The 26,042-nt window shown below is 57.1% G+C and carries 21 protein-coding genes; 4 read left to right on the plus strand and 17 right to left on the minus strand.

The features are described from left to right. Nucleotides 1-63: 63 nt before the first annotated feature. From clpB to rluD, 3 genes are all read right to left on the minus strand, one after another. The gene (gene clpB, locus ACZ5Q2_RS00395) at nt 64-2,640 is read right to left on the minus strand and encodes an ATP-dependent chaperone ClpB (protein WP_230715621.1); all 2,577 of its coding nucleotides are present in this window, start codon (nt 2,638-2,640) and stop codon (nt 64-66) included. Nucleotides 2,641-2,981: 341 nt separating this feature from the next. Further along, the gene (pgeF, locus tag ACZ5Q2_RS00400; RefSeq protein WP_432210549.1) at nt 2,982-3,740 is read right to left on the minus strand and encodes a peptidoglycan editing factor PgeF; all 759 of its coding nucleotides are present in this window, start codon (nt 3,738-3,740) and stop codon (nt 2,982-2,984) included. Next, nucleotides 3,730-4,707, minus strand: a complete 978-nt coding sequence (gene rluD, locus ACZ5Q2_RS00405) for a 23S rRNA pseudouridine(1911/1915/1917) synthase RluD (RefSeq protein WP_432210548.1) — start codon at nt 4,705-4,707, stop codon at nt 3,730-3,732. The genes pgeF and rluD overlap by 11 nt, the downstream gene beginning before the upstream one ends. Nucleotides 4,708-4,770: 63 nt before the next feature. On the opposite strand from rluD, the gene ACZ5Q2_RS00410 reads away from it, so the two are divergent. Further along, nucleotides 4,771-5,604, plus strand: coding sequence for an outer membrane protein assembly factor BamD (locus ACZ5Q2_RS00410; RefSeq protein WP_138438111.1), 834 nt, complete (start codon nt 4,771-4,773; stop codon nt 5,602-5,604). A 66-nt stretch (nt 5,605-5,670) separates the two neighbouring features. Here ACZ5Q2_RS00410 and ACZ5Q2_RS00415 read toward each other — a convergent pair whose 3' ends face one another. Continuing rightward, nucleotides 5,671-7,335: an NAD+ synthase gene (locus ACZ5Q2_RS00415; RefSeq protein ID WP_432210547.1), complete on the minus strand. Its 1,665-nt coding sequence runs from the start codon at nt 7,333-7,335 to the stop codon at nt 5,671-5,673. Between the two features lie 93 nt (nt 7,336-7,428). Between ACZ5Q2_RS00415 and ACZ5Q2_RS00420 the strand changes: the two genes are divergently transcribed. Next, a complete protein-coding gene (locus ACZ5Q2_RS00420; protein ID WP_432210546.1) occupies nt 7,429-9,075 on the plus strand; it encodes a sensor histidine kinase in 1,647 nt (548 codons plus the stop codon). A 54-nt stretch (nt 9,076-9,129) separates the two neighbouring features. Next, nucleotides 9,130-10,515, plus strand: coding sequence for a sigma-54-dependent transcriptional regulator (locus ACZ5Q2_RS00425; RefSeq protein WP_432210545.1), 1,386 nt, complete (start codon nt 9,130-9,132; stop codon nt 10,513-10,515). Between the two features lie 5 nt (nt 10,516-10,520). Here the strand turns inward: ACZ5Q2_RS00425 and ACZ5Q2_RS00430 are convergent, their stop codons facing one another. Next, nucleotides 10,521-10,691, minus strand: coding sequence for a hypothetical protein (locus tag ACZ5Q2_RS00430; RefSeq protein ID WP_342631862.1), 171 nt, complete (start codon nt 10,689-10,691; stop codon nt 10,521-10,523). Here ACZ5Q2_RS00430 and ACZ5Q2_RS00435 point away from each other — a divergent pair. Then, complete coding sequence (locus ACZ5Q2_RS00435; protein WP_432210697.1) at nt 10,611-11,132, plus strand: GspH/FimT family pseudopilin; 522 nt, start codon at nt 10,611-10,613, stop codon at nt 11,130-11,132. The two genes, ACZ5Q2_RS00430 and ACZ5Q2_RS00435, sit on opposite strands and share 81 nt — an antisense overlap. Nucleotides 11,133-11,142: 10 nt before the next feature. Here the strand turns inward: ACZ5Q2_RS00435 and ACZ5Q2_RS00440 are convergent, their stop codons facing one another. The 12 genes from ACZ5Q2_RS00440 to murJ form a co-directional block, all read right to left on the minus strand. After that, a complete protein-coding gene (locus ACZ5Q2_RS00440; RefSeq protein ID WP_058091304.1) occupies nt 11,143-11,616 on the minus strand; it encodes a type IV pilin protein in 474 nt (157 codons plus the stop codon). A gap of 13 nt (nt 11,617-11,629) precedes the next feature. Next, nucleotides 11,630-15,331 (minus strand): pilus assembly protein, encoded by a 3,702-nt coding sequence (locus ACZ5Q2_RS00445; RefSeq protein WP_432210544.1) that lies wholly within the window; start codon nt 15,329-15,331, stop codon nt 11,630-11,632. Nucleotides 15,332-15,363: 32 nt separating this feature from the next. Beyond that, nucleotides 15,364-15,963 (minus strand): PilX N-terminal domain-containing pilus assembly protein, encoded by a 600-nt coding sequence (locus tag ACZ5Q2_RS00450; protein ID WP_058091302.1) that lies wholly within the window; start codon nt 15,961-15,963, stop codon nt 15,364-15,366. Beyond that, on the minus strand, nt 15,960-17,048 hold the full coding sequence (locus ACZ5Q2_RS00455) for a PilW family protein (protein ID WP_432210696.1): 1,089 nt from the start codon (nt 17,046-17,048) through the stop codon (nt 15,960-15,962). Before ACZ5Q2_RS00455 ends, ACZ5Q2_RS00450 begins: the two co-directional genes overlap by 4 nt. Continuing rightward, complete coding sequence (gene pilV / locus ACZ5Q2_RS00460) at nt 17,048-17,509, minus strand: type IV pilus modification protein PilV (RefSeq protein WP_058091300.1); 462 nt, start codon at nt 17,507-17,509, stop codon at nt 17,048-17,050. The genes ACZ5Q2_RS00455 and pilV overlap by 1 nt, the downstream gene beginning before the upstream one ends. 12 nt (nt 17,510-17,521) lie before the next feature. Beyond that, nucleotides 17,522-18,040 (minus strand): GspH/FimT family pseudopilin, encoded by a 519-nt coding sequence (locus ACZ5Q2_RS00465; protein WP_058091299.1) that lies wholly within the window; start codon nt 18,038-18,040, stop codon nt 17,522-17,524. Nucleotides 18,041-18,168: 128 nt separating this feature from the next. Next, nucleotides 18,169-19,119, minus strand: coding sequence for a 4-hydroxy-3-methylbut-2-enyl diphosphate reductase (gene ispH, locus ACZ5Q2_RS00470; protein WP_432210695.1), 951 nt, complete (start codon nt 19,117-19,119; stop codon nt 18,169-18,171). Nucleotides 19,120-19,309: 190 nt separating this feature from the next. Further along, nucleotides 19,310-19,762, minus strand: coding sequence for an FKBP-type peptidyl-prolyl cis-trans isomerase (gene fkpB / locus ACZ5Q2_RS00475; RefSeq protein ID WP_106693201.1), 453 nt, complete (start codon nt 19,760-19,762; stop codon nt 19,310-19,312). Nucleotides 19,763-19,767: 5 nt separating this feature from the next. Next, nucleotides 19,768-20,292 (minus strand): signal peptidase II, encoded by a 525-nt coding sequence (gene lspA, locus ACZ5Q2_RS00480; protein ID WP_061332361.1) that lies wholly within the window; start codon nt 20,290-20,292, stop codon nt 19,768-19,770. Continuing rightward, entirely contained in the window at nt 20,292-23,111 is a 2,820-nt protein-coding gene (ileS, locus tag ACZ5Q2_RS00485) for an isoleucine--tRNA ligase (RefSeq protein WP_432210543.1), read from the minus strand. Before ileS ends, lspA begins: the two co-directional genes overlap by 1 nt. Before the next feature lie 34 nt (nt 23,112-23,145). Then, a complete protein-coding gene (ribF, locus tag ACZ5Q2_RS00490) occupies nt 23,146-24,114 on the minus strand; it encodes a bifunctional riboflavin kinase/FAD synthetase (protein WP_432210542.1) in 969 nt (322 codons plus the stop codon). Between the two features lie 122 nt (nt 24,115-24,236). After that, nucleotides 24,237-25,826 (minus strand): murein biosynthesis integral membrane protein MurJ, encoded by a 1,590-nt coding sequence (gene murJ, locus ACZ5Q2_RS00495; protein ID WP_432210541.1) that lies wholly within the window; start codon nt 25,824-25,826, stop codon nt 24,237-24,239. Nucleotides 25,827-26,042: the final 216 nt, after the last annotated feature.

Here is a 26,042-nt window from a genome sequence, read left to right on the forward strand (position 1 = left end):
AAAAAGGTCGGGCAACCCACGTTTGGCTGCCCGACCTTTTTTATTGGCTGGCGCCCGGCTTTGTCAGGCCTTCGAGAACACCAACTGGTCGTTCTCTACAGCGGCACGAATAGTGTCGCCGGGCACAAAGCCGCCCTGCAGTAGCTTCTGCGCCAGCGGGTTTTCAATCATCCGCTGAATCGCCCGCTTTAGAGGACGTGCACCGTAGACCGGGTCGTAGCCCACTTCCGCCAGCAGTTGCATAACCGCATCGTCCAGTTCAAGCTTCATATCCTGATCTTTCAATCGCCGCGCCAGATTCTCGATCTGGATACGGGCAATACCTTGAATCTGGCTTTCCGCCAGCGGATGGAACACCACCACTTCGTCTACCCGGTTGATGAACTCAGGGCGGAAGTGCGTTCCAACCTCCTCCATGACTGCCGCCTTCATGGCGTCGTAGTTTTCCTCACCCGCCTTTTCCTGAATGATGTGAGAGCCCAGGTTGGAGGTCATCACGATCACGGTATTCCGGAAGTCGACCGTACGGCCCTGGCCGTCGGTCAGGCGACCATCATCCAGCACCTGCAGCAGGATATTGAAGACATCAGGATGGGCCTTTTCCACCTCATCCAGCAGCAGCACCGAGTACGGCCGGCGGCGCACCGCCTCGGTCAAGTATCCACCCTCTTCATAGCCCACGTAACCGGGAGGCGCACCGATCAGACGAGCGACGGAGTGCTTCTCCATGAACTCGGACATATCGATCCGCACCATGGCCTCTTCGGTATCAAACAGGAACGATGCCAGGGCCTTACACAGCTCGGTCTTGCCCACACCGGTCGGCCCGAGGAACAGGAACGAGCCATTCGGCCGGTTGGGATCAGACAACCCGGCCCGGGACCTACGCACCGCATTGGAGACCGCCTCGACCGCTTCATGCTGGCCGATCACCCGGTCATGGAGGGCGTCTTCCATCCGCATCAGTTTATCCCGCTCGCCCTCAAGCATCTTCGATACCGGAATGCCGGTCCACTTGGAGACAATTTCGGCGATTTCCTCGTCGGTTACCCGGTTACGCAGCAGCTTCATTTCCATCATTTCAGCCTGGCTGGCCATATCCAGCTGGCGCTCCAGTTCCGGAATGGTGCCGTACTGAAGCTCAGACATTTTGCCCAGATCGCCAGCGCGGCGGGCGTTTTCCAGGTCAATCCGGGCCTGCTCCAGCTGGCTCTTTATCTTCTGGGAGCCATGCAGCGCCGCTTTCTCGGTGTTCCAGACTTCTTCCAGATCGGCGTATTCGCGTTCGACATTGCCGATCACCGAGGACAACTCTTCCAACCGCTTTTTGGAAGCAGCATCGGTTTCTTTCTTCAGGGCCTCGCGTTCAATCTTGAGCTGAATCAGGCGCCGCTCCAGGCGATCCAACGCCTCGGGCTTGGAATCCATTTCCATACGAATCTGGCTTGCCGCTTCGTCTACCAGATCGATGGCCTTATCCGGCAGCTGGCGATCGGTGATATAACGATGGGACAGTTTCGCGGCGGCGATGATCGCACCATCGGTCACTTCCACACCGTGGTGAACTTCGTAGCGCTCTTTGAGGCCACGAAGAATCGCAATGGTGTCTTCCTCACTGGGCTCGGTCACCAGTACTTTCTGGAAACGGCGCTCAAGCGCTGCGTCTTTCTCGATGTTTTCCCGGTATTCGTTCAGGGTGGTGGCGCCTACGCAGTGCAACTCTCCCCGTGCCAGCGCAGGCTTGAGCATGTTACCGGCGTCCATGGAGCCTTCGGCTTTGCCGGCGCCGACCATGGTATGGATCTCATCGATGAACAGGATGATCTGACCTTCCTGTTTGGACAGTTCGTTGAGCACGGCTTTCAGGCGCTCTTCGAACTCACCGCGGAACTTGGCGCCGGCGATGAGGGCACCCATGTCCAGAGACAGCACCTTTTTATCTTTGAGGCCGTCCGGCACTTCACCGTTGACGATGCGTTGGGCCAGGCCTTCAACGATGGCCGTTTTACCCACACCCGGCTCACCAATCAGCACGGGGTTGTTCTTGCGGCGGCGCTGGAGTACCTGGATGGTGCGGCGAATTTCGTCATCACGGCCGATGACCGGGTCCAGTTTGCCGGCTTCGGCCCGCTCGGTGAGGTCGATGGTGTATTTGGACAACGCCTGACGGTTTTCTTCGGCACTGGCGTCGTTGACGGTTTCGCCGCCGCGCACGGCATCAATGGCTTTTTCCAGGGCAGCCTTGTCCACGCCCTGTTCTCTCAGCACACGGCCGAGGGAGCCGCGGTCTTCGACGGCTGCCAGCAGAATCAGCTCACTGGAAATGAACTGGTCGCCGCGCTTCTGGGCCAGTTTGTCGGCCATGTTGAACAGCCGGCCCATGTCGTTTGACATGGACACGTCGCCGGCGTTGCCCTGCACTTCCGGCAGGTTTTCAATTTCTTTGGCGATGGCCTGGCGCACGCGGCCGGGCTCTACACTTACCTGCTGAAGGAGGGGTTTGATCGAGCCACCCTGCTGGTCGAGCAGGGCCTGCATCAGGTGGACGGGCTCGATGAAGTTGTGGTCTTTGCCGACGGCAATGGACTGGGCATCGGCCAGGGCGCTTTGCAGTTTGCTGGTGAGTTTGTCGATTCTCATGTGTTCGTTTCCCCGAATTTTGTGCGAATACCGGTTGGTGGTTGGTGAAGGGTATTCGTGTTGCTTTGAGAATTAATGTAGGGGCAACCTGGGGGACTTCAAGTTGGCTTGGGGCTATTTCGTCAGAAATTTGACGGCGATCAGTCTTGGCGTGGAGTTTGGTTCGTTACGGGCATGCTATTACGTCGTCGGGGCTGGAACAGGGAGCGCTTTCCAGAACACGCCGTAAATACTTCCATGTAGGCTTGACTGCAGCATCCCTGCTGCAGACAGTTCTGGAAAGCGCTCCCTGCCCCAGCCCGATGCTTCGGAGTTTTTCGCCCGAGACGTCTTGGGCTTGATTATGATTTCATCCAGATCAACGTCGCCATTCTTCCGGTTTCACCGTCTCTTCGATACGAGAAGAACCAGTCGCTGTCATTAACAGTGCACAAACTGCCGCCAGAGATGGACCTAACGCCGGCTGCTTTCAAACGCTGACTTGCGAGTTGGTAGATGTTAGCCAAGTAGTGGCCGGGGCGTTGTTTGGAGGGGGTGAATGCCTGATCGGCTTCGGGGTTGTGGTCGAGGAAGGCCTGCCGGACTTCGGGGCCGACTTCGAAGCTGTCGGGGCCTATGGCGGGGCCGAGCCAGGCCTGGAGGTTGGATGGGGGTACCGCCATGGCGGTGATCAGGTTTTCGAGTACGCCACCGCACAGGCTGCGCCAGCCGGCGTGGGCGGCGCCTATGATGGTGCCGTCGGTGTCTGTCAGGATGACGGGCAGGCAGTCGGCGGTGAGTATGGCGCAGGCGATGCCGGGGTGTCGGGTGTAGCTGGCATCGGCTTCGGGTATTGAATCTACGTTGTCTGGCGTGAGCTCTAGTACACCGGTGCCATGAACCTGGTTGAGCCAGCCGATGTTGTTGGCATCCAGGCCGGTGAAGGCGGCCAGGCGGCTGCGGTTTTCCGCTACGTGGTCCGGGTTGTCGTTGACGTGCCCGCCCAGGTTCATAGCTTCCCAGGGCGGCAGGCTTACGCCACCTTTTCGGGTTGTGCACAGGGCCCGCACATGAGCGGGTGCGCGCCAGCTCGGGGTCAGGGTGTTGTTGTCAGAAATCACTGTTTTCCAGCTCCCGGGCGTGCTTGCGCAAAGCTTCGATGAGTTGGACCATATCGTCCGGCAATGGCACTTCCCAACTGAGGGTTTCGCCGGTTGCCGGATGTTCCAGAGTCAGCCTTCTGGCATGCAGGGCCTGTCGGTTGAATGCGGCCAGGGCCTGGCGAAGTTCTTCTGTGGTGCCCTTGGGTAGGCGCAGGCGGCCGCCGTATGCAGGGTCGCCCACCAAGGGGTGGCGCACGTGGGTCATGTGCACGCGGATCTGGTGGGTTCGGCCGCTTTCCAGTTTGCACTGGATGTGGGTGTGGGCGGCGAAACGTTCCAGCAAACGGTAATGGGTTACTGCCGGTTTGCCGGAGGGAACCACCGCCATGCGCTTGCGATCCTGGGGGTGCCGGCCGATGGGTGCGTCTACGGTGGCGCCTCCGGTCAGTGAACCGACAACCACAGCTTCGTACTCCCGCCCCATGGTTCGCGTTTGCAGCTGGTCTACCAGCGAGGTGTGAGCAATCAGGCTGCGGGCCACTACCATGATGCCGGAGGTATCTTTATCCAGGCGGTGCACAATGCCGGCCCGGGGCAGGTTTTCCACCTCCGGCGCGTGATTCAAAAGCGCATTGACCAGGGTGCCATCGGCGTGGCCGGCGGCAGGATGTACCACCAGGCCCGCCGGCTTGTTGATCACCAGCAGGTGTTCGTCTTCGTAGACGATGTCCAGGCTGATGGGCTCTGCTTCCCAGGTCACCTGCACTTCTGGCTCGGCGTCCAGATCAAGAACGTCATCCAGCATTACTTTGTCTCTGGGCTTGCGAACGGTTCCGTTAACGGTCAAGGCGCCACTTTTGATCCAGGACTGCAGGCGCGAGCGGGAATGCTCGGGCATCAACTCGGCGGCGGCCTGGTCCAGGCGCTTGTCGCTGAGCTGCGGGGGTACTGTGTAATGTCCGGTAATCCGGTTATTGGAAGACATTCAGCCTCTTTTTGCTACAATGCGAAATTCATTCAAGTTATGACCATTATACGGGATTCCGGCATGAGATCAGTTGTCCGATTACTGCTACTTTCCACAATGATAGCGCTGGCAACCGGCTGCGCCTCCAAAAAAGACGTGGAAGTGCTGCCGGAAAAGACGTATTACGACAATGCCCGCAAGGCAATGAACTCCGGCAATTTCAACGAAGCCGAGCAGAACCTGGATGCCCTGGAAACCTACTACCCGTTCGGCCGTTATGCCGAGCAGGCCCAGTTGGACCTGATCTACGCCCGTTACCAGAATCTTGATCTTGAGGGGTCCCGGGCAGCGGCGGATCGTTTCATGCGGTTGAATCCGCAGAGCGAGCATCTGGACTACGCCCTCTATATGCGTGGCCTTGCCTCCTACAATCTCGATATCGGCCTGGCGGCGCGGTATTTTGCCATCGACGTTGCTGCCCGCAACCCAGGCGAGCAGCTGCAGGCCTTCCGGGATTTTTCGCAGCTTCTGAACCGCTTCCCGGACAGCGAATACGCGCCGGATGCCCGCCAACGTATGATCGCTGTGCGCAACCGGATGGCGGAACTGGAACTGCACGCTGCCCGCTATTACATCAAGCGTGAGGCATACATCGCGGCAAACAACCGGGCCCGCTATGTTGTCGAGAATTACCCGTCTTCACCGTCCGTGGAAGAAGCTTTGATTCTGCTGGCCGATACCTTCCGGTTAATGGACCTGAAAAAAGGCGCCAGCGACGCCATAGCCACCCTGCGCACCAACTTTCCCAACAGCGAGGCGTTTGATGAGAACGGCGAATTTCAGTCTGACCGCCTGCGCCGCCAGAATCGCTCGCTCACCAATGTTGTCACCTTTGGCCTGATTGGCGACGAGTAACCATCCAGAGACCCAAAGGGCCGGGAGCATTCGCCACCGGCCCTTATTTCTTTCAATGGGAAGCAATCAGAAACCAAGCTTCCAGCCATTGGTGATCGGATAGCGACGATCCTTACCGAACCCCCGCTCGGTAATACGCACGCCGATAGGCGCCTGGCGGCGCTTATACTCATTGATGTCCACCAGACGCACCACCCGCTCGACATCCGCACGGGCAAATCCCTCCGCGACAATGGCCTCGGCACTGTAATCCCGCTCTACGTAAAAATGCAGGATCTGGTCGAGAATGTCGTAGCCGGGCAAGCTGTCTTCGTCTTTCTGGTCTGGCGCCAGTTCGGCCGACGGCGGGCGGGTAATCACTCGCTCGGGAATGACCGGCGCCACGCTGTTGCGGTACCAGGCCAGGCGGAACACCAGGGTTTTCGGCACGTCTTTGAGCACATCGAAACCGCCGGCCATGTCACCATAGAGCGTGGAGTAGCCCACGGCCATCTCGCTCTTGTTACCGGTGGTCAAAACCAGCGAACCAAACTTGTTGGACAGGGACATCAGCAACACACCGCGCAGGCGCGCCTGAAGGTTTTCTTCCGTGGTGTCCGGGCGCGTGCCCTCAAAGGGTTTCGCCAAAGTCGCCATAAAGGTGTCGTACATCGGCTCAATGGAGAACACATCGTACTGAACCCCCATAGCCCTCGCCTGGGCTTCTGCGTCCTCCAGGCTGGCACTGGAGGTGTAACGGAATGGCATCATCACCGCCCGCACCCGCTCCTTGCCCAGGGCATCCGCCGCCACTGCCAGAGTCACCGCGGAATCAATGCCGCCGGACAAGCCAAGCACCACAGACTTGAAGCCGTTCTTGTTCACATAATCCCGAACACCGGTGACTAGCGCGTTATAAACATTCGCTTCCAGTGACGGCTCTGGAGGCAGTGGCTGAGACACCGGTTGGCAGTGGTGTTCACACAGAAAATCCACCGGGAACAGGCCGTTGGTGAACTGGGGAATCTCTACTTTTAACGTGCCGGAGTGGTCATAAACCATCGAACCTCCGTCAAACACCAGTTCGTCCTGCCCACCCACCAGGTTGACGTAGACGATACTGACACGATTTTCCGTGGCTTTGCGCTCCAGCAATGCCTTGCGACGGGCCTGCTTGTCGATGTCGTAGGGAGACGCGTTCAGGTTCAGGACCAACTGGGCACCAGCGGCTGCCGCATCTTCCAGGGGGCCGCCTTTCCAGAGGTCTTCACACACGGTGATGCCCACCGGAACCCCTTTGATGTCGACAACCAGGCTCTGGGAGCCTTCAGCAAAGTAGCGTTTCTCATCAAAAACCTGATAGTTGGGTGGGCAGCGCTTGAAATACCTGCCCCGGATTTTCCCCGCTTCAATAATCACTGCCGCGTTGTAAAGCAGGCCTGCTGACCGCAGGGGCGCGCCAATAACCACAGCGGGCGCCAGGTTGGCTTGCTGCAGGCGCTCAAGCGCCTCCTGCACCCGCAGATCCAGACTTGGCCGAAGCAGGAGATCTTCCGGCGGATACCCAGTCAGGCAAAGCTCCGGGAACAGAACGATATCCGCTTGATGCTGCTCCGCTGCCTCACGGGTAGCCTGAATGATCAAATCGGTATTGCCAGGAATATCCCCCACCAGAAAATCCAGCTGGGCCATCACCACCCGCAATTTACGGGGCGCAGCAGTGTCTTCGGTGATTGTACCGGTTACCGTCATGATCAGGGCTCCTGTAACTTATTGCCGTTAAAAGGCTATTATACCCCTCCATAGACAAGGATTTCTCCTGACCAGAGGCAGATAACCATACCCATGGTAACCGAAGCATCGTTAGCCACAGCCTCGCGCTCGCCTTTCGGGCCACGAGCACACCATCAGCAGGTGAGGCTGTTCCGCATCTACAATCATTACCGGCTGGTGATCAGCCTGATGCTGGTGGGCCTGCTGTTTGTGGACCCTTTCACGACGGATTCCAAATTCCGCTGGCTGGATTATTACCAGGCGGGCGCGGTGTCTTATCTCGCCATCAATGCCTTTGTTGGCCTAATGCTGCTGGCCGGGCTGCAGCCACGGCAGCGGCACATTACCCTGTCTATTCTGATCGATATCCTGATAATGCATGGGCTGTTGCTGGCCAGCACCGGCATCACCAACGGCCTTGCCAATCTGGTCATTGTCTCCGTTGCCGCTGGGAACATCCTCAATCCCAGCCGCATGGGCACTTTCTACGCTGCGCTCGCAGCCATCTGTTCCCTGGGCATCTCCGGCTGGGCGGTGCTGGTGATCAACGAATCCGCGGACGACATTGTTCGCGCCGGCTCACTGGGCATCCTCTATTTTGCCGCTGCCTTCGTTTTGCAAGGCATCTCGAAGCGCATGATGCGCAGCGAGGCTCTGGCCACCAGCCGGGCCCGAAGCATTGCGGAGTTGGAGCAGATCAACCAGCAGATCATCCAGCGCATGCGAACGGGCATTCTGGTACTGGACCGTTTTGGCCAGGTCCGACTGGCTAACGCAGCGGCGGAGGAGCTGCTTTTCGGTTCAGTCAACAGCCAGGGTAGCGCGGAGCACCAAAACCGATTACTGCCCAAACCGTTGCGCAAAGGTCTGGAGGCCTGGCTGAAAAACCCCAACATGCGCATCGAACCGTTTCAAGCGTCGCCCACCTCCCCCCTGCTACAGGCCAACTTTACCCAACTGGATCAGGAGCGGGGCGACCAGATTCTGGTGTTCATCGAGGACATGAGCAAAGTCACCCAGCAAGCCCAGCAAATGAAGCTGGCGTCGCTCGGGCGCCTGACCGCCGGCATCGCCCATGAGATCCGCAACCCCCTAGGGGCCATCAGCCACGCAGCACAACTGATGGAGGAGTCGCCCAACCTGGACAAAGGCGACAAACAGATGCTGGATATCATTCGCCGACACTCGAAGCGGGTGAACGGCATCATTGAAAACGTGCTCGACCTGTCCCGGCGCAGGGCCGCCAACTCAGAGCAAGTGGACGTGAGGGACTGGCTGACCGAATTCACTCAGGACTTCCAGCAGACCCGAGACGACGGCTCCAAAGCCATCATTGAAGTGTTGGCAGACGATGCCGTACCGCCTGCCCGCTTTGACAAGAGCCAGATTGAGCAGGTCATGGTGAATCTGTGTGACAATGGTTTGCGCTACAGCAAACAGCAGACCGGCCAAAACAGGATACAATTAGTGGTTGGCGCCACCGCCGATGGCGAGCGGGCTTACGTGGATGTACGGGATTTCGGCCCCGGCATTGCACGGGAACACCGACACTCGGTATTTGAGCCCTTTTTCACCACCGACAAGAGCGGAACAGGCCTTGGCCTGTACCTGGCCCGGGAACTTTGCGAGGCCAACCAGGCGCATTTGTCGCTGGTGGAGAATGAACAGCCGGGCTGTCGCTTTCGCATTACCTTCGCGCATCCCGGGCGGATGATTTAAACCGGGCGCGGGGCATCGGGCGTTTGAAATTCAACAGGGAACCGAACACAAATAATGACACACCAAACAGCGCTGATTGTTGACGACGAACCGGATATCCGGGACTTGCTGGAAATCACCCTCACCCGCATGGGGATTACCACCTACACCGCACCGGACCTGACCACAGCCCGGGCCTTGCTTGAACAGCATAAACCCCAGCTGTGCCTGACCGACATGAACCTGCCGGACGGCAACGGTATAGACCTGGTGCATTGGATTCAGCAGCACGCGCCCTGCACGCCGGTTGCCGTCATCACTGCCTACGGCAACATGGACACCGCCATCGAATCACTCAAGGCCGGCGCCTTCGATTTTGTCTCCAAGCCCGTGGAACTGCCCCGCCTGCGGGAACTGGTAAACAGTGCCCTGAAGCTGAGCGAACCCAAGAATCAGGATAGCCCCGAAGCTGACGAGCCGGGACTTCTGCTCGGTGAATCCCCACAAATCCGCAAGCTGCGGAACCAGACCCGTAAGCTGGCCCGCAGCCAGGCGCCAGTGTTTATCAGCGGCGAATCCGGCAGTGGAAAAGAGCTGGTCGCCCGCATGATCCACATGCAGGGCCCGCGGGCCGATGGCCCCTTTATCGCCGTTAACTGCGGCGCCATCCCTTCGGAACTGATGGAAAGCGAGTTCTTTGGCCACAAGAAAGGCAGTTTTACCGGTGCGGTCGAAAACAAGGAGGGCCTGTTCCGAAGCGCCAACGGCGGCACCCTGTTCCTGGACGAAGTCGCCGACCTGCCGCTGGCCATGCAGGTAAAGCTGCTGCGCGCCATTCAGGAAAAAGCCGTGCGGCCGGTGGGCGACACCAAGGAAGTGCCGGTGGATATCCGCGTGCTCAGCGCCACCCACAAAAACCTGCCGGAACTGGTGCAGGAAGGCAGCTTCCGCCAGGATCTGTTCTACCGCATTAACGTGATTGAACTGGCGGTACCGCCTTTACGCGAGCGGGCGGAAGACATTTCCCTGCTGGCCGACCATATTCTGCAGCGCATCGCCCGAGAGTACGAATGCGATCCGGCCAAACTAACGCCAGAGGCTATCGAACGCCTGCAGGGATACGATTTCCCGGGCAACGTGCGGGAGCTGGAGAACATTCTGGAGCGGGCGTTTACGCTGTGTGATGAAGATTTTATTGATGCGGCTGATTTGCATCTGGGTGGCGGTGCTATTCCCGGAACCCCGGTATCGGAGCGCAGCTCTGACACTGGCACATCAGAGGCTCCTGCTCCCGTGCCCGAGGGGGAGATAGACCTGGAGGGCTTCCTGGAGAACATCGAGCGGCAGGCGATTGAGAAGGCACTTGAGGCAACCCGATGGAACAAGACGGCGGCGGCTAAGAGATTGGGGATCAGTTTTCGGGCGTTGCGGTATCGGTTGAAGAAGTTGGGGATGGAGTAGATAATTTACTCGGCTCCCAGGACGAGAGCTAAGCTACCAATCACAAGGACGTAGAAATGAAAAAACAACATTACCGGGGATTCACCCTCATAGAGTTGCTGCTCACTATGGCCATACTGACCATCGCGCTCGGTATTGGCCTCCCCTCGTTTGGCAAACTCATCGAGGATAGTCATCGCAAGGACACTCTGCATCAGCTACTGACTGGCATAAGCTACGCCAGAACTGAGGCCATCACCAGAAGCGCGAATATTACCTTGTGCCCACTAGATACAAACGGTAAATGTTCTACAGACTGGAACAAGCCCATCACAATATTTGTCGATCCATCACGATCCCGGCATCTTACTTCATCAGAAGCCATCCTTCGGGTGCTGCCCTCCCCCTCCCAAGGCTACCTCTACGGGAGAACAGGAATCAGAAAGCACTTTGGGTTCAGATCGACGGGAATGGCGCGGGAAAGTATCGGACATCTACTCTGGTGTCCCAAAGATGGCGACCCGAGACAAGCATTCCAGATCAGAATCAATATGGGGGGAAGACCAATTCTGGCAAGGGATAGTGACCATGATGGTATAGTCGAAGACGCCTATGGGCGGAACATAAAATGCCCATAGGCGCAAAGGGTTATTGATTCCACTCCACCCAGGAACCAGCACCATCCTTATTCCATTGACGAACGCCATTTGACAACAAGCGCAGTGCACCATCGCCGGCCTGCGCTCCCTTGGGTGTGGCAACCAAAGTATAGGTATTTCGAGTCGCGGCACCGATAGTCAGGTCGTAAAACTTGGTGGAACCATCGAGCGGGGCCTGTGTGGGAAAGATCTCGGGAGCGCCAGTATCAGCGCCCGAAGCCGCGGCTCCGAGGTAGCTATTTCCGTTATCCGTGTAATGGCGCTCCATAGCAGCGCTGAACGCAGTTAACGCAGCCTGCGCATCGGAACGGCGGCTTTTCTCAACCGAGCTTTGATAGGAGGGATACGCAATGGCTGCAAGGATACCAACAATGGCAACCACGATCATAAGCTCAATTAACGTAAAACCGCGCTCATCAGCAGGCCGGGCATAGCCCGGTCCTGTGTTTAATGCATCGTTCATAGTTGATCCTGTTTTAGTCAATGAGCTCATGCCAACCTACTCGCCGGGTACCACTGAGACCGGCGCCGAAGTCAGTCAAAAACGGTGTTTTGTTTGCGGCCGTGTCGGGGGCAATCAACAAGTTATCGATGAACGAAAGGCCGGTAATAATACCATCTCCGTAGTACACTCCAGCCCAACCCTGATCATCGCCGTCGAGCTTGCCATCATTATTCACATCGATGATCGACTTGCTGGAATCTGTTGATCCGTCCAGTTGGAGCGCCGTCAGGAAGGAGCTTCCGCCGCCGCCACACGGATCACCGCCCACCGGAATGGTGGATGCGAAGACAACGTAATTACCGCGCACTACAGGAGCCTCCGAAAGCCGCTCACCAGAGCTTGGTAAATCCACATACCAGCCGAATTTGGTTGCCCAATCCAGGGCGGCACCGTCCGTCTTGCGGACCGGCCGCGGTTCTCCATCAACCATTATGCTACCACCGGTAAACGTCCGAATGGCCAGGTCATCTCTGGCTAAAGGGTTGCCATTACTATCAACAGACGTTCCACGATCGCTGATGCCATAGAATGTCTGGGTTTGCGACGTAGCTCCCGCAGCCGGGATATCTGATGCGTCCAGATACTTACCGGTACCAAAGAAGACCAACAAGTTGGGGTCATTCAAGTCTTTCTTGTAGGTATTCCGGGCAATATCAGGCTGCGCGGTAATCGGCTGTGCATTGCCCAGATTATCCTTAGCCACAAACAGTGGGTCCCCATTATAAAGAACGCCCCAGCTATTTTTGCCACCACTGAGGTCAATGGCCCACAAACGGCCCTCAAGATCGCCGGCATAGACACGATCGGCAACACCATCACTATTCGGATCACCATTCACATCCATGAAATCAACCAGACGCGGCGCCGACAGGCCGGCACCATTTGCAACCTCGATGAATTCATAGTTACCCGGGTTTTCAATATCGAGCACGAACAGCCCGTTCTTTCCGCTTGGTGCGCCGTAGCCATTACTGAATACGGCACTCCATCGATAATCACCGTCTGCCCACTTAAGTAGTGCAATCTGAACAGCCTCCGTCATATTACCGAGGTTGTTGTTACCGGAGAATTCCCACATAACTGTGGATCCGGCATTGGCCGCCGAGAAACTGGATGGATCCGTGACGTCCAGAGCGAAAATACCCGGCGTGGCGCCCCGCGAGCCACCGATAACAATAGAGCGCCAGGCACCTTTAGCGTACACATCAGAGGTGTTAAGCGGCAGATCCACATAGCTCTGGAAATCCAGGTTAGGATCAGTCAGGGCACTCAGACCTTTGTTTGCATTCGTCGAGTACAGGAAACCCGGTATGTAGGCCAACAACTCTTCGCCGGTGTCGGCATCAAAACCATGCAACATGCCATCGTTCGCGCCAACATAGACCGCTTTCGTGCGACTCTTCTTGCTTGTCTTGAACGCACTGTATGGCGTCGCGCCAAACATCGTTTTATCCGGCCAGATACGGTTAGGCTCACCGACATACACCGGTGCCGAATTGATGATGGCGCCCAAGCGGCTCTTGCGATCCCGGAAGGTTACACCCTCCGCGCTGGTAACCTTATTGCCCTTGATGAAAGACAAACGCGCTTGCCCCAGTGCATCTGAGCCACCCGCCTTAAGATCTGCTTTTTGGGTGGTGGTCAGGTTTGCCCAATCAAAGGTAACGCCACTCCCATTGTTGGTCAGAATAAGGCGCGGGTCGGTTGAAAGATCTCTGGCATTCAGAATCGTCGCTGCATCCCATTTTTCGCTAGACACAACACCATCCTTGTCAATAGCCTCGGCTTTCAGCGTTCCGGTCCAGATCTGGGAGGTAAACTGAGCACTGAAAATATAGCCACCACTTTTTAACGACGTCGTATTAAAGCTGACGTTCGAACCGCTTCCCTGTTGCTGCTGGACATCATCAATTGCGGCTTCCAGAGCCTTCACAAGTTCTGTTGTTGACTGGGCATCATAATATTCGCCTTTGCCGTTAACCGCCGCATGGTACAAGTCATCAATCTGCGACTCGCCACCGAAGCTGTTCATGTTCGTGCTGCCCCAATCGGGCGGATTGTTGTGGGCATCAATTACCTTGGAATAGCCGCGCCCCGCAAACTTATCCCCCTTCATTCCCAAAGCGACAGTGAAGGTGTTCATGTGGAAGTCCCGGTTACAATCCATCCACGGCTTTTCTGCACCTGTTCCACAGGCCGCATCCACACGCATTTCGCCACCCGGAAGAATAGCTCCAGCTGCCGTTCTCAACCCCTGGTTGTAGTAGTAAGCTACGTCGCCAAGGGTTCCGGAATACTTGCTATTGGCAAATGGCGCATCCGCATCTTTATCGGCATTGCCGAAATTCCAGCTACTGCCCGGATTCGAGGAGTATCCATCGGTAAACAAAAGTGCAAAGTTCTTTCTGCACTCGAGTGTCCCTCGAACATTCTCGTCAGCAAACAACTTACCCGCGCGATCAAGGGCTTGCCGATTCGGGGTGCCCAGCGCCGTGTATGTACCATCGACAAATCGACCGTAGTTGGCATCCAAGAACGATCCCACACTCGAGTCTGAGTCGTACATAGTTACACTTGGAGAGCTGTCATTAATCCAGAAAATCCCCAGACGCATATTTTCCAAGCTTTTTACCGACTCTGCGACCGCGCCGCGTATTACCTGATGGCGACGGCGATAATACGAAAACCAGTTGGCGAAGTTTTGCTGTTGTTCTGCGAAAAAGTCATCCACAGAACCGGTGCCATTCAAAGCGGCATAAACCTCGGCTTTGTTGGCACCGTTGGTGTCATCAACCAACTCGAGCCTCTGAATGCAGGTTCCATCCGGGGCAAACCCCATCTTTCGTGAAGGGATAACGTTTCCGGAAGCATCCTTGAAAAGGTAGGTCTTGTTTTCCTGTCTCCAGTCGTTGTATTGGTTCGACTCAACTGAAGAGCACGATAGAAGCTTCGTTTCAGAGACAATAACAGGCTGAGGGTTAGAGGCAAGTTGAAGATCCCAGTAACCCTCACGACAACTGCCGTTGCCACGATACCGAGTACAAACATAGACCCGTTTACCACAGTATCCGTCGCTTGTAATCCCTTCCCATTCGGAGGAGCACTCCTCGAATTCTGATGAAGTTTCAAAAACTTCTGCGGTTTTGTTAACCACAAAAAAGGTCGCTGGAATATTATCTGATCCAAGGCCGAGCGTATTCGTCGCTGTCAGGTCGTAGCTTTCAGATCGACTACCAAAACCAGCATCCATTCTGGCGTCTGTGATATCTGCGTCCGCAAAAGTGTTATTTGCGCCAGACGGCCACGGTTTGTACTCTGCGCCTGGATCATAATACTGCAGATTGTAGGTGCCAGACCGAAGATAATAATAACGCTTCTGAAAGCTGTACCAGCTATTATACAGGCGATCACCATCTTTATAGGGCCGGTCGTAACCCGGATCGAACAGATAGTAATTGGTTATGTCTCCCTGCACACCAACACTGGGAGCAATGACCTCGTAATCCATACTCCCTGAATCGTCGATCACAAACATCAGATTGTGATCAACCGCAGCGTCAATAAACAGAGGACGGTCTGCGACAGTCGCCGACCAGCCGATCGCTGGCCAAGCCACAAACATTGCGACCAGACTGCTCTTCAGGCCTTGTCGAAAGAAATTTTTAACGTTCATATTTACTCTCCACGTGATCTGTCACGCAATGTTTATTGGGCTCGGATAACGTAGGCTTCAACCGCTCGACCAGCCTCGCCAGATGCCCCGCTGCTGTAAGCGACTACCCGAAAAACCCGTCCGTTCGATGTCGACTGCTGAACCCCATCGGCCACGCCTCCGGTGCCCAGACCAAACCCACTATTGGTAGTTGAGCCGGTTGCAGGCGTTTCCTTGATAAAATATCTCGGCGGCTCCGCCAGAAGATCCACCCCGTCTAGCTGAGGCATCGGAGCCTGTCTTGTGCCATTTCCATTTCCACCTCCAGACGGCGCAGCCCAGGTTTGGGGGTTCAGTAAATCTGTCGGTGCGGCGGTATTCTCATCGTAAAGACCGGCACCGGCACTAAATGTGGGGAGCGTACCACCGCTCAACTCCGCTTCAGCTGCCAACAGCGCCGCTTCTGCGCCCTCGAGGGCGATCTGAGCGTCTCGCTGAGCCGAAACCATCCGTTCCTGGGTGGACGTACCCTGCATGCTCGAAAGAGCAAGCACCGTCAAAACCAGCAAGATGACCAGACTTACAAGTAGTGCCGCGCCGCGCTGCTGCTTCGGGAATCGATTAGCTGGCATCCAAGTTTTCAAATGACTCATGGCGATGTATCCAAAAGACGGTTGCGAATGCTGTAAGTTGACGTGTAAACCCGATAATAGTGGCGGTCAGCCGTGTTGGCGGGCGTCCAGTTATTACCAGCCGTACAATTTGACCAGGCCGGATAACAGACATCCTGCAATGACCCAGCCACACCATCCTCCTGGCTGCGCACTAGAAGGCTGATGCGTATCGCTTTCACGTAAGTGACCGAGGTATCGTTGATCGTTGCCAGGTTGGCGGCATTGACGACTTGCCAGTTATTGATAACGTTGTCTCCCTGTGGGCCTGAACCCACTTGCACCTGCATATCAATAACATCCGAAACTATGTCCTGCTGGTTAACAACTCCATTACCCCCCAATCCATCGAACACCAAAGAACGTCGTCCGTTATCTTCCCGGATGTAATAGCGCTCCGAGAAGGGCACAAAAATGTCTCCTGAGGTATAGGTATCAGGAAAGCAATTGGCCGAGCTACTGCCATTAGGGCAACCACCACCACTCTTGATATTACCGGGAACGATAGATGCACCAGTGTTATGCTGCAGTTTCAAGGATGTCTCATTTACACCTGAGAGCTGAAAAACCACTCCATTGGTGCAGTCAGTCAGTAGAACGACACCGCCAGCTCCAAGTAAGCCAGAGGGTATCGTTGAAACATCAACCACAGCAGACGAAGGGTTCATACCGGTCATGCTGATCCCCGGGCTGCGCGCTCCCTTGAGCTGCAACATGACAGTGCCCGTAGCTGCTTGCGTGCCGTCACCGATATCGAACTGAAGAGCCTCTGGACTGGAAAAGTCATGCAAATCGGGGTCATAATTTGTGTGGGTTTCATCCAGAATGCTGTCAACCTCGGCAAAATTGAGACATCCCCAGTAATCCGCATTCCGAACACTTCTACCTAAAATATCCTGAGCCAGTCGACCAGATTCCTGCATGCGCCCGATCGACTCCGCCAAACGGAACGTATCGCTCCCGCTAACAAAGAGTTGAGCCACACCCAGTGTCAAAAGTAAGCCCAGCACCGACGCAATAAGTAGCTCAACGAGCGTCAAACCTGCCTGTTTACCCAAGTCCTTCATCACTGGAACCTCGTGACTAATGTGTAGTCTGATGTGGCTTCACCGGCACCGGGTGTTGCCGTTGCATCCGGATACATGATGCGCTCTGGCCAGAGCACCTGAACCGTAAATTCATTTGTCGTGCCATCCCAGCTAGAGTCGAACGTCGCTCCGGGCATAGTGTGTGACATAGCTTCACACCAGACTTGAAACTGTCCAGACAGCGATGAGCAAGAAGCCGTGCTGCCGCCGGATTGCGCGAAGTCAGACGGGGTATTGGTCGTTCTGGCCAGTTCGGTCAGTTCCTGAGCAAACAAAGTGGCCTGGGTTCGAAGCTCGGCATTGCTGATATTCTGCAAAGACAACAACTGCAGAGCTGCCGCTCCCAGTAGTCCGATCCCCAGAACCAGTACGGCCACCAAAACCTCAATCAGGGAGAATCCCTGTTCATTAACCGGCAATTGGGTATTTTTGCGTTTCACAACATCCATTCCTTAAGGGCAGCTTATGTTGGTGTTATTGTTGATTCGAACCTGACCACCGACATTCACTTCAAGATCAACTGCTTCAGTACCAGACTGACCACATACGCGATAATCGAACTGCTGACTGGCCATACCGCGACCACTAAAAATAAGATCGGCAGCTGTGGAGGGCGTAATCTGACTTATGGACACGCTGCCAGAAAGAGAGTTGGTGGTTCTTAACAGCTGATCCGGACCAGCCGTGCCCGCTTTACAGGCCGCTATGGCAGCCTGAACACACACAGCGTACCCCGCACTTGTATCGCTGGTATCTCTTGCATAAACCGCGACCCGATTTCCACGACGAATCGCCTCTGATCGCGCAAAATTAAGCAAGCCAGACATGTCGTTTGCGGCTGCCGAGCGCTGACTGGAATCGATCAACCGGCCGAAATTAGGCACAGCGATCGCCGCAGTTATGCCGACTAATATGATCACAACCAACAACTCAATTAATGTGAATCCTCGCTGCGCGTTGATACTGCGCATAAGCCAGCTCCCTGAACAATTTTTCATGTTTACAGAATAAAGTGGCAAAAAAAAACCGCCAGATGTCATCGACAAATGGCGGTTTAGGGCTGACGAGCGGAAATCAGTCTTTTGTAATCTGACGCAGCTCACACATTAATAGCATCGATCCGCAATTCCTTAGGCATAGAGAACACAATATTCTCCTCCCTGCCCGCCACTTCCTCTGGCTCTTCCCCACCTAGCTCCTTCAGCCGGCTAATCACATCCGCCACCAGCACTTCCGGTGCCGACGCACCCGCCGTCACACCGACGGCCTGCTTACCTTCCAGCCATTGGGGATCAATCTGGGCAGCTTCATCAATCAAGTACGCGGGGGTACCCATGCGTTCGGCCAGTTCCCGCAGGCGGTTGGAGTTTGAGCTGTTTGGGGAACCAACGACCAGCATCAGGTCGCAGTCGCCGGCCAACTGCTTGACGGCATCCTGGCGGTTCTGGGTGGCGTAGCAGATGTCGTCCTTGCGGGGGCCTTCGATGTCCGGGAATTTGGCGCGCAGGGCGTCGATGACACGGGCGGTGTCGTCCATGGAGAGGGTGGTCTGGGTGACGTAGGCGAGCCGGCTGGGGTCTTTCACTTCCAGCTTTTGAACGTCCGCTTCGTCTTCCACCAGGTAGATGTCGCCGCCGTTGCAGTGGTCGTACTGGCCCATGGTGCCTTCTACTTCCGGGTGGCCATGGTGGCCGATGAGGATGCACTCGCGGCCGTCGCGGCTGTAGCGCATGACTTCCATGTGGACTTTGGTGACCAGTGGGCAGGTGGCGTCGAAGACTTTCAGGCCGCGGCGGGCGGCTTCGTTCTGTACGGCCTGGGATACGCCATGGGCGCTGAAGATCACGAGTTTGTCGTCTGGCACTTCATGCAGTTCGTCAACAAAGATGGCCCCGCGGCTGCGGAGGTTGTCGACGACGAATTTGTTGTGGACGACTTCGTGGCGTACGTAGATGGGGGCGCCGAATACGTCGAGGGCGCGGTTTACGATTTCTATGGCGCGGTCTACGCCGGCACAGAAGCCACGGGGGTTAGCGAGTCGGATTTGCATCATCTTGCCTTTCGAGTTTCCGCCAGGTGGAGTTGGTCGCCCGCGTGCTGCGGGGAGGTGCTTTCAGGGACACGCTGTGAATACGTCCGTGTACGCTTGACTGCAGCATCCCTGCTGCAGACAGTCCCTGAAAGCTCCTCCCCGCATCCCGCTATATTCGAGTTAGCTGTTCAGGGCCGCGCCTTGGCCATCAATGCGTAGGCCCAGCCGGCTCCACATCAATGATCTTCACTTCAAAGCTCAGTGTATGCCCTGCCAGCGGGTGATTAAAGTCCACATCCACCTGATCACCTTCCACCCGTTTGATCACACCGGGCAGCTCCTGCTGGCGCGCGTCGGCGAAAGACACCACTACGCCGGGTTCCAGTACCATGTCGGCGCTGAATTCGTGGCGTTTGAAGGTCTGCACGTTGCTGGGATTGTGCTGGCCGAAGGCTTTTTCCGGCGGCACCTGGAAGGTTTGGTGATCGCCGGCTTTCAGGCCCATTAAGTAAGCCTCGAAATTTTCCGGCAGGTTTTCGTCGCCGATTTCCAGGGTGGCCGGTTCTTTATCGAAGGTGGAGTCCACGGTTTCGCCATCCTCAAATTTGAGGGCGAAGTGGAGTTTTACGCGGGTTCCCTTGTCGATAGGTAGGTCTTTCATGGGAATCAGTTGCTCCGGTTGGCATCGCCGCTGTCGTCAGCGGGTTTGCGGAATGCGTCGAGTATCATCATGGCGGCACCGATGGTGATGGCGGTGTCGGCCAGGTTGAAGGCCGGGAAGTGCCAGTCCTGCCAGTAAAAATGCAGGAAATCTACCACGTAGCCATGCACTACCCGGTCGTAGACGTTACCAAGGGCGCCACCGAGAATGAGTACGATGGCGATGGCCATCCAGGTTTCGTGGCTCTGGAGTTTTCTGAGCCAGCCCACCAGTACCACGCTGACCACGATGGCCAGGGTTACGAAGAACCAGCGCTGCCAGCCGGCGGCATCCGCCAGAAAGCTGAAAGCAGCGCCGGTGTTATGCAGCAGGGTCAGGTTGAAGCTGGGCATCACCGGTACGGGGTTGCCGTAAGTGAGCATGGCGGTGGCGAGGGCTTTGGTGCCCAGGTCCAGGGCTATCACCAGCACCGCCAGCCACAACCATTTCAATTTACTACCCACACGGGTTTCAGTCATCACAGCGTCCATCAGGCGTAGGCGCGGGTTTCGCCCGGGCCTTCCACGTTGGTGACGCAGCGGCCGCACAGGTCGCTGTGCTGCGCACTGGCACCCACATCTTCGCGGTGGTGCCAGCAGCGTTCGCACTTGGCATGGGCGGCCGGAGTGACTTTCACCAACAGGCCTTCGAGGTTGGTTTGCTCTGCACCCGCTGCGTCGCTCACCGGCTTGACCGTGGCTTCTGAGGTAATCAGCACAAAGCGCAGCTCTTCACCCAGGTGGTTCAGGCGCTCAGCCAGGCTACCTTCACAGTACAAAGTAACTTCGGCACTCAAAGAGCCTTTGATTTCGCCACGGGCCCGGGCTTCTTCCAGGCATTTGTTAACGGCTTCTTTTACCGCGTAGATCTCGCGCCAGTAGTCCCGGCCCAGATCAAAGCCTTCCGGCAGAGCGGTCAGGCCTTGATACCATGTTTCATAGAACACGGTGTCACCGCGCTTGCCTGGCAGGTGCTGCCAGATTTCATCGGCGGTGAAGCTCAGGATCGGGGCAATCCAGCGCACCAGGGCTTCGGCTACATGATAGAGCGCCGTCTGGCAGGAACGCCGCGCCAGACTGTCAGCCTGGGTGGTGTACTGGCGGTCTTTGATGATGTCCAGGTAGAAACCGCCCAGGGTGGCTTCACAGAAGTTGTATACCTTCTGGTAAATCCGCAGGAAGGCGTAGTTGCCGTAGTCTTCGTGCAGTTCGTTCTGCAGCTGCAGGGCACGGTCCACCATCCAGCGGTCCAGGGCGATCATGTCTTCCGGCGCCACCGTGTGCTGCTCCGGATCAAACCCGGTCAGGTTGCTCAGCAGGAAGCGGGCGGTGTTACGGATACGGCGGTAGCCGTCTGCCGTCTGGCGCAGGATGTCCTTGGAGACGCTCATCTCGCCGCTGTAGTCGGTGGCGGAAACCCACAAGCGCAGAATGTCCGCACCCAGCTCATTCATCACTTCCTGTGGTGCGATGACGTTACCCATGGACTTGGACATCTTGTAGCCCTTGGCGTCCACAGTGAAGCCGTGAGTGAGCACCTGCTTGTACGGGGCCACGCCATTCATGGCGATGGAGGTTTTCAGGGATGACTGGAACCAGCCACGATGCTGGTCAGAGCCTTCCAGGTACAGATCGGCCGGGAACTGGCCCAGTTCCTCCCGCACTCTCAGAACAGAGTCGTGGGTGACACCGGAATCAAACCAGACATCCAGGGTATCCATTACTTTTTCGTACTGGTCGGCATCTGCGCCCAGCAGTTCCTTCTGGTCAATGTCGTACCAGGCGTCGATGCCGCCGGCTTCCACCGCTTGGGCTACCTTCTCGATCAGTTCCTGGGTGTTCGGATGCAGTTCCTGGGTCTCCTTGTGGATAAACAAGGTGATCGGTACACCCCAGGTACGCTGGCGTGAGATACACCAGTCCGGGCTTTGCTCGAACATGGCTTCAATACGGTTCTGGCCCCAGGCCGGTACCCAGCGGATGCCTTTGATGGCTTCGAGGGCATCGGCGCGCAGGTTGAGCTTGTCCATGCTGATGAACCATTGAGGCGTGGCCCGATAGATCAGCGGGGTTTTGGTCCGCCAGCAGTGCGGGTAGCTGTGGCGGAATTTCTCCGAACGTACCAGCTTGCCTTCGCGTTCCAGCGCGGCGCATACCGGCTCATCAGCCTTGTATACGTGCACACCAGCGAATTCGCCGGCCGCGTCGGTATAGGTGCCGTCGGCTTTCACCAGGTTGAGGGTGCCAATGCCGTAGGCCTTGCCCACTTCAAAGTCTTCCATACCGTGGTCTGGCGCGGTGTGAACGGCGCCGGTACCGGCGTCCAGGGAAACGTGGTCGCCCAGTAATACCGGTACCTGCTTGTCGTACACCGGATGGTGCAGCAACTGGTTTTCCAGCGCGGAGCCGGCCACGTTGGCCAGCACTTTGTAGTCTTCCACACCCCAGCGGGCCATGATGCCCGGCACCATGTCGGTGGCCAGGATCATGCGCTCGGCGCCGTGGCCCACATTCACCTGTACCAGTGCGTATTCAATGTCTGCCCCGATGGACACCGCCTGGTTGGCGGGGATCGTCCAGGGAGTCGTGGTCCAGATCACCAGGGAGACATCGCCCTCACCTTCGCTGGTTCCGAAGGTTTTCAGTACGGCGTCCTGGTCGACGGCGGTGAAACGCACGTCGATCTGGGTAGAGGTTTTGTCCTGATATTCAACTTCGGCTTCTGCCAGTGCGGACTGACCAACCACACTCCAGTAAACCGGCTTGAATCCACGCACCAGGTGGCCCTTGGCCACGATCTTGCCCAGCGCCCGTACAATGCCCGCTTCCACTTTCGGGTCCATGGTCAGGTAGGGCTTGTCCCACTCACCCATCACGCCCAGGCGGATAAAGTCGGCCTTCTGGCCTTCGATCTGTTTGGTGGCGTAATCCCGGCAGGCTTGGCGGAAGGTTTTGTAGTCCACCTTTACGCCGGCCTTGCCAATTTCCTGCTCAACCTTGTGCTCGATAGGCAGACCGTGGCAATCCCAGCCCGGCACGTAGGGTGCGTCGTAGCCCATGAAACTGCGGGATTTCACGATCATGTCTTTCAGGATCTTGTTGACCGCATGCCCGATGTGAATGCTGCCGTTAGCGTAGGGAGGGCCATCGTGCAGGATGAACTTTTCCCGGCCCTGGCGTTGTTTGCGCAGGTTGCCGTAGACGTCCAGGTCCTGCCAGCGCTTGAGCATGTCCGGCTCGCGCTTGGCCAGATTGCCGCGCATGGGGAAGGCGGTTTCCGGCAGATTCAGGGTATGCTTGTAGTCGCTCATGTTTGTGTGCGTACTCTTTGGTTGGTCAGTTGAATCAGGTTTCCGGCGTGACGGGCTTATTCGCCAGCCAGGCCCGGGCATGCTCAAAATCCCGGGCAATCTGTTGGCGCAGTTCGTCAACAGAGTCGAATTTCACTTCGTCCCGCAGGCCATGGCGGAACACCACTTCCAGATGCTGGCCATAAAGTGTGCCAGCAAAGTCGAACAGGTGCACTTCCAGCGACGGCCGCTTGCCGTCGACCGTGGGGCGCAGGCCGATGTTGGCTACGCCATCGCACCATTCACCGGTTTCCAGCCGGGCCCGCACCACGTACACGCCACGCAGTGCCGGCATCTTATGCAGCAGAATGTTGGCTGTGGGGGCGCCGATCTGGCGCCCCAGCTGGCGCCCGTAAACAATCCGGCCGTGAATGCGGTAAGGGTGCCCGAGCAGCCGTTCCGCTTCCTCAAGGCCGTTCACATTCAGGGCATTGCGCACGCGGGTACTGCTGACCCGCTCGCCATCTACCGTCACAGTGCGGGTGTTTTCGACAGTAAAATCATGCTCCTGGCCCACCTGCTCCAGCAATCTGAAGTCCCCGGCCCGGTCGCAGCCAAAACGGAAGTCATCGCCCACCACAAGATGGCGCACCGCCAGGCCCTGGATCAGCACATCTTCCACAAAGCCCATGGCAGAATAGCTGCGGAATCGCTCGTCGAAACGGATGCACAGCACCACATCCACGCCCTCGGCCAACAACGCCTCAAATTTCTGTCGGAACGGCATGAGTCGTGGTGGCGCGTCAGCACCCTGGAAAAACTCCCGGGGCTGAGGCTCAAAAATCATCACCACCGAGGGCACATCCAGCTCAGCAGCTTTCTGTTTCACCTGATCAATAATGGTTTTGTGGCCCAGGTGCACGCCGTCGAAATTACCAATGGTCGCCACACAGCCATCGGCGAGCGGCGAATCCGCCTGCCCGGACAGGCGCTTAAGATTGGTCAGACCTCGAATCAGACGCATGTACTGCGAACCTTAACTTGCCAGCTGGCTTTGTGGCGCACCTGCCCGAGAAGCGAGATGCGCTGGTGAGAAAACGCGCGATTATACCTCATGCTGGGGTGCGGTAGAAATCTTGAGGCTGCTTACTTCTGGCGGAACTGGCGAACCCGCACACCTACCAGGGCCAGAGCCACAAAATAGGCCGCCACCCCGGCAACCACCAGAACCCCCATATCGATGGCCCGCTGCAGACCACTAGCGGCAAGCCAGTCTGCCACCGGAGCATTCAGCCAGAACACCACCGCAGCCAGGGCGGCATTGGCCACCAACAACTGAATCAGGAACCTGGGCCAGCCCGGCTGGCTTTTCCAGACGCCCTCTTTGCGCAATCCGCGCCAGAGTAGGTAGCCATTCAGCCAGGCCGAAATGGAAGTCGCCAGCGCCAGGCCAGCATGAGCCAGGGGCACAATCAACGCCAGGTTGAAGGCCATATTGGCAACCATGGCAATTACGCCAATTTTCACTGGGGTTTTGGTGTCTTCCCGGGAGAAAAAACCGGGGGCCAGCACCTTGATCAACATGAACGCCAGCAAACCAGCGGAGTATGCCCGGAGACTCTGGGCCGACATGACCACATCCCGATCGGTCACCTCACCATAATGAAACAGGGTGGCAATCAGCGGTTCCGCCAGCAGCGCCAGTGCCAGCGCCGCCGGCACACCAATCAACAGCACCGCGCGCACGGCCCAGTCCAGGGTAGCGGCAAACTGATCTTTGGACGCCGCCGCATGCTTGCGCGACAGGCTGGGCAGAATCACCGTGGCAATGGCAATGCCGAATACGCCCAACGGCAGCTCCGCCAGCCGGTCGGAGTAATAAAGCCAGGATACGCTACCCGTTTGCAGGAACGACGCCAGCACGGTATCCAGCAACAGGTTAATCTGGCTGACCGACACGCCAAACAATGCCGGCGCCATCAGCTTGAGAATCCGGCTGACCCCTTCGTGCTTGTAGTCCACCCTCGGCCTGGGCAGCAGCCCCAGGCGCATCAGGAACGGCAACTGGAAAAACAGCTGCAAGGCACCGGCGATAAATACGCCCCAGGCCAGCGCCATCACCGGCTCATCCATCAGGGGAGCCAGGAAGATGGCCGACCCAATCATGGCAAGATTCAGTAATACCGGGGTAAACGCGGGAATGGCAAACCGGTCATAACTGTTCAGGATACCGCCAGCAAACGCGGTCAGAGAGATCAGCAGCAGGTATGGAAACGTGATGCGCAGCATATCGCTGGCCAGGGCAAACTTGACGTCATCACTGAGAAAGCCCGGGGCAAAGATGGAGGTCAGCACCGGCGCACCCAGCATGGCGACCAGCGTCACCGCCAGCAGCACCAGGCCAAGAGAACCTGCCACCGCATCCACCAGGCGTTTGACCTCGGAGATGTCACGATTTTCCCGATAGGACGACAGCACCGGCACGAAGGCCTGGGAAAAGGCGCCTTCGGCAAACAGGCGGCGCAGGAAGTTGGGAATTTTGAACGCCACGAAGAAGGCATCCGCCGCGGTACCGGCCCCGAAATAGCGAGCAATCACCATATCCCGCACTAACCCCAGCACCCGCGATAGCATGGTCATTACGCCAACCACCCCGGATGAACGCAGCAAGCCGGGCGCTTTTGGGGGCTCCTGAACTGGGGGCTGAGAGTCTATTGGTTGAGGTTCCGATGACATGGTTATGGGCGTCCAGAAATCCAGAGTTCAAGCCGGAACGGCATTTCGGTAATCCGCAAGGTGCCAGCCACAGCCAGTTCAGGCCCCATGCAGGCGATGCGGGAGTGTATCACAGGCCTTTTCAACGCGGGGATTACTGCGCCGCCGGCCTTGACATTTGGGGCTTTCGGCGGCATAGTTCCGCGTCATTTATTCCGACGCGCTGGTTTTGGCGCG

This window comes from Marinobacter alkaliphilus (assembly GCF_055394375.1).

Excerpts from the sequence above, each read along its gene's own strand:
- clpB (WP_230715621.1), bottom strand. The coding sequence starts at position 2,640 with ATGAGAATCGACAAACTCACCAGCAAACTGCAAAGCGCCCTGGCCGAT.
- rluD (WP_432210548.1), bottom strand. The coding sequence starts at position 4,707 with ATGTCTTCCAATAACCGGATTACCGGACATTACACAGTACCCCCGCAG.
- ACZ5Q2_RS00410 (WP_138438111.1), top strand. The coding sequence starts at position 4,771 with ATGAGATCAGTTGTCCGATTACTGCTACTTTCCACAATGATAGCGCTG.
- ACZ5Q2_RS00415 (WP_432210547.1), bottom strand. The coding sequence starts at position 7,335 with ATGACGGTAACCGGTACAATCACCGAAGACACTGCTGCGCCCCGTAAA.
- ACZ5Q2_RS00420 (WP_432210546.1), top strand. The coding sequence starts at position 7,429 with ATGGTAACCGAAGCATCGTTAGCCACAGCCTCGCGCTCGCCTTTCGGG.
- ACZ5Q2_RS00425 (WP_432210545.1), top strand. The coding sequence starts at position 9,130 with ATGACACACCAAACAGCGCTGATTGTTGACGACGAACCGGATATCCGG.
- ACZ5Q2_RS00430 (WP_342631862.1), bottom strand. The coding sequence starts at position 10,691 with ATGACTATCCTCGATGAGTTTGCCAAACGAGGGGAGGCCAATACCGAG.
- ACZ5Q2_RS00440 (WP_058091304.1), bottom strand. The coding sequence starts at position 11,616 with ATGAACGATGCATTAAACACAGGACCGGGCTATGCCCGGCCTGCTGAT.
- ACZ5Q2_RS00445 (WP_432210544.1), bottom strand. The coding sequence starts at position 15,331 with ATGAACGTTAAAAATTTCTTTCGACAAGGCCTGAAGAGCAGTCTGGTC.
- ACZ5Q2_RS00450 (WP_058091302.1), bottom strand. The coding sequence starts at position 15,963 with ATGAGTCATTTGAAAACTTGGATGCCAGCTAATCGATTCCCGAAGCAG.
- ACZ5Q2_RS00455 (WP_432210696.1), bottom strand. The coding sequence starts at position 17,048 with ATGAAGGACTTGGGTAAACAGGCAGGTTTGACGCTCGTTGAGCTACTT.
- ACZ5Q2_RS00465 (WP_058091299.1), bottom strand. The coding sequence starts at position 18,040 with ATGCGCAGTATCAACGCGCAGCGAGGATTCACATTAATTGAGTTGTTG.
- ispH (WP_432210695.1), bottom strand. The coding sequence starts at position 19,119 with ATGCAAATCCGACTCGCTAACCCCCGTGGCTTCTGTGCCGGCGTAGAC.
- fkpB (WP_106693201.1), bottom strand. The coding sequence starts at position 19,762 with ATGAAAGACCTACCTATCGACAAGGGAACCCGCGTAAAACTCCACTTC.
- lspA (WP_061332361.1), bottom strand. The coding sequence starts at position 20,292 with ATGGACGCTGTGATGACTGAAACCCGTGTGGGTAGTAAATTGAAATGG.
- ileS (WP_432210543.1), bottom strand. The coding sequence starts at position 23,111 with ATGAGCGACTACAAGCATACCCTGAATCTGCCGGAAACCGCCTTCCCC.
- ribF (WP_432210542.1), bottom strand. The coding sequence starts at position 24,114 with ATGCGTCTGATTCGAGGTCTGACCAATCTTAAGCGCCTGTCCGGGCAG.
- murJ (WP_432210541.1), bottom strand. The coding sequence starts at position 25,826 with ATGTCATCGGAACCTCAACCAATAGACTCTCAGCCCCCAGTTCAGGAG.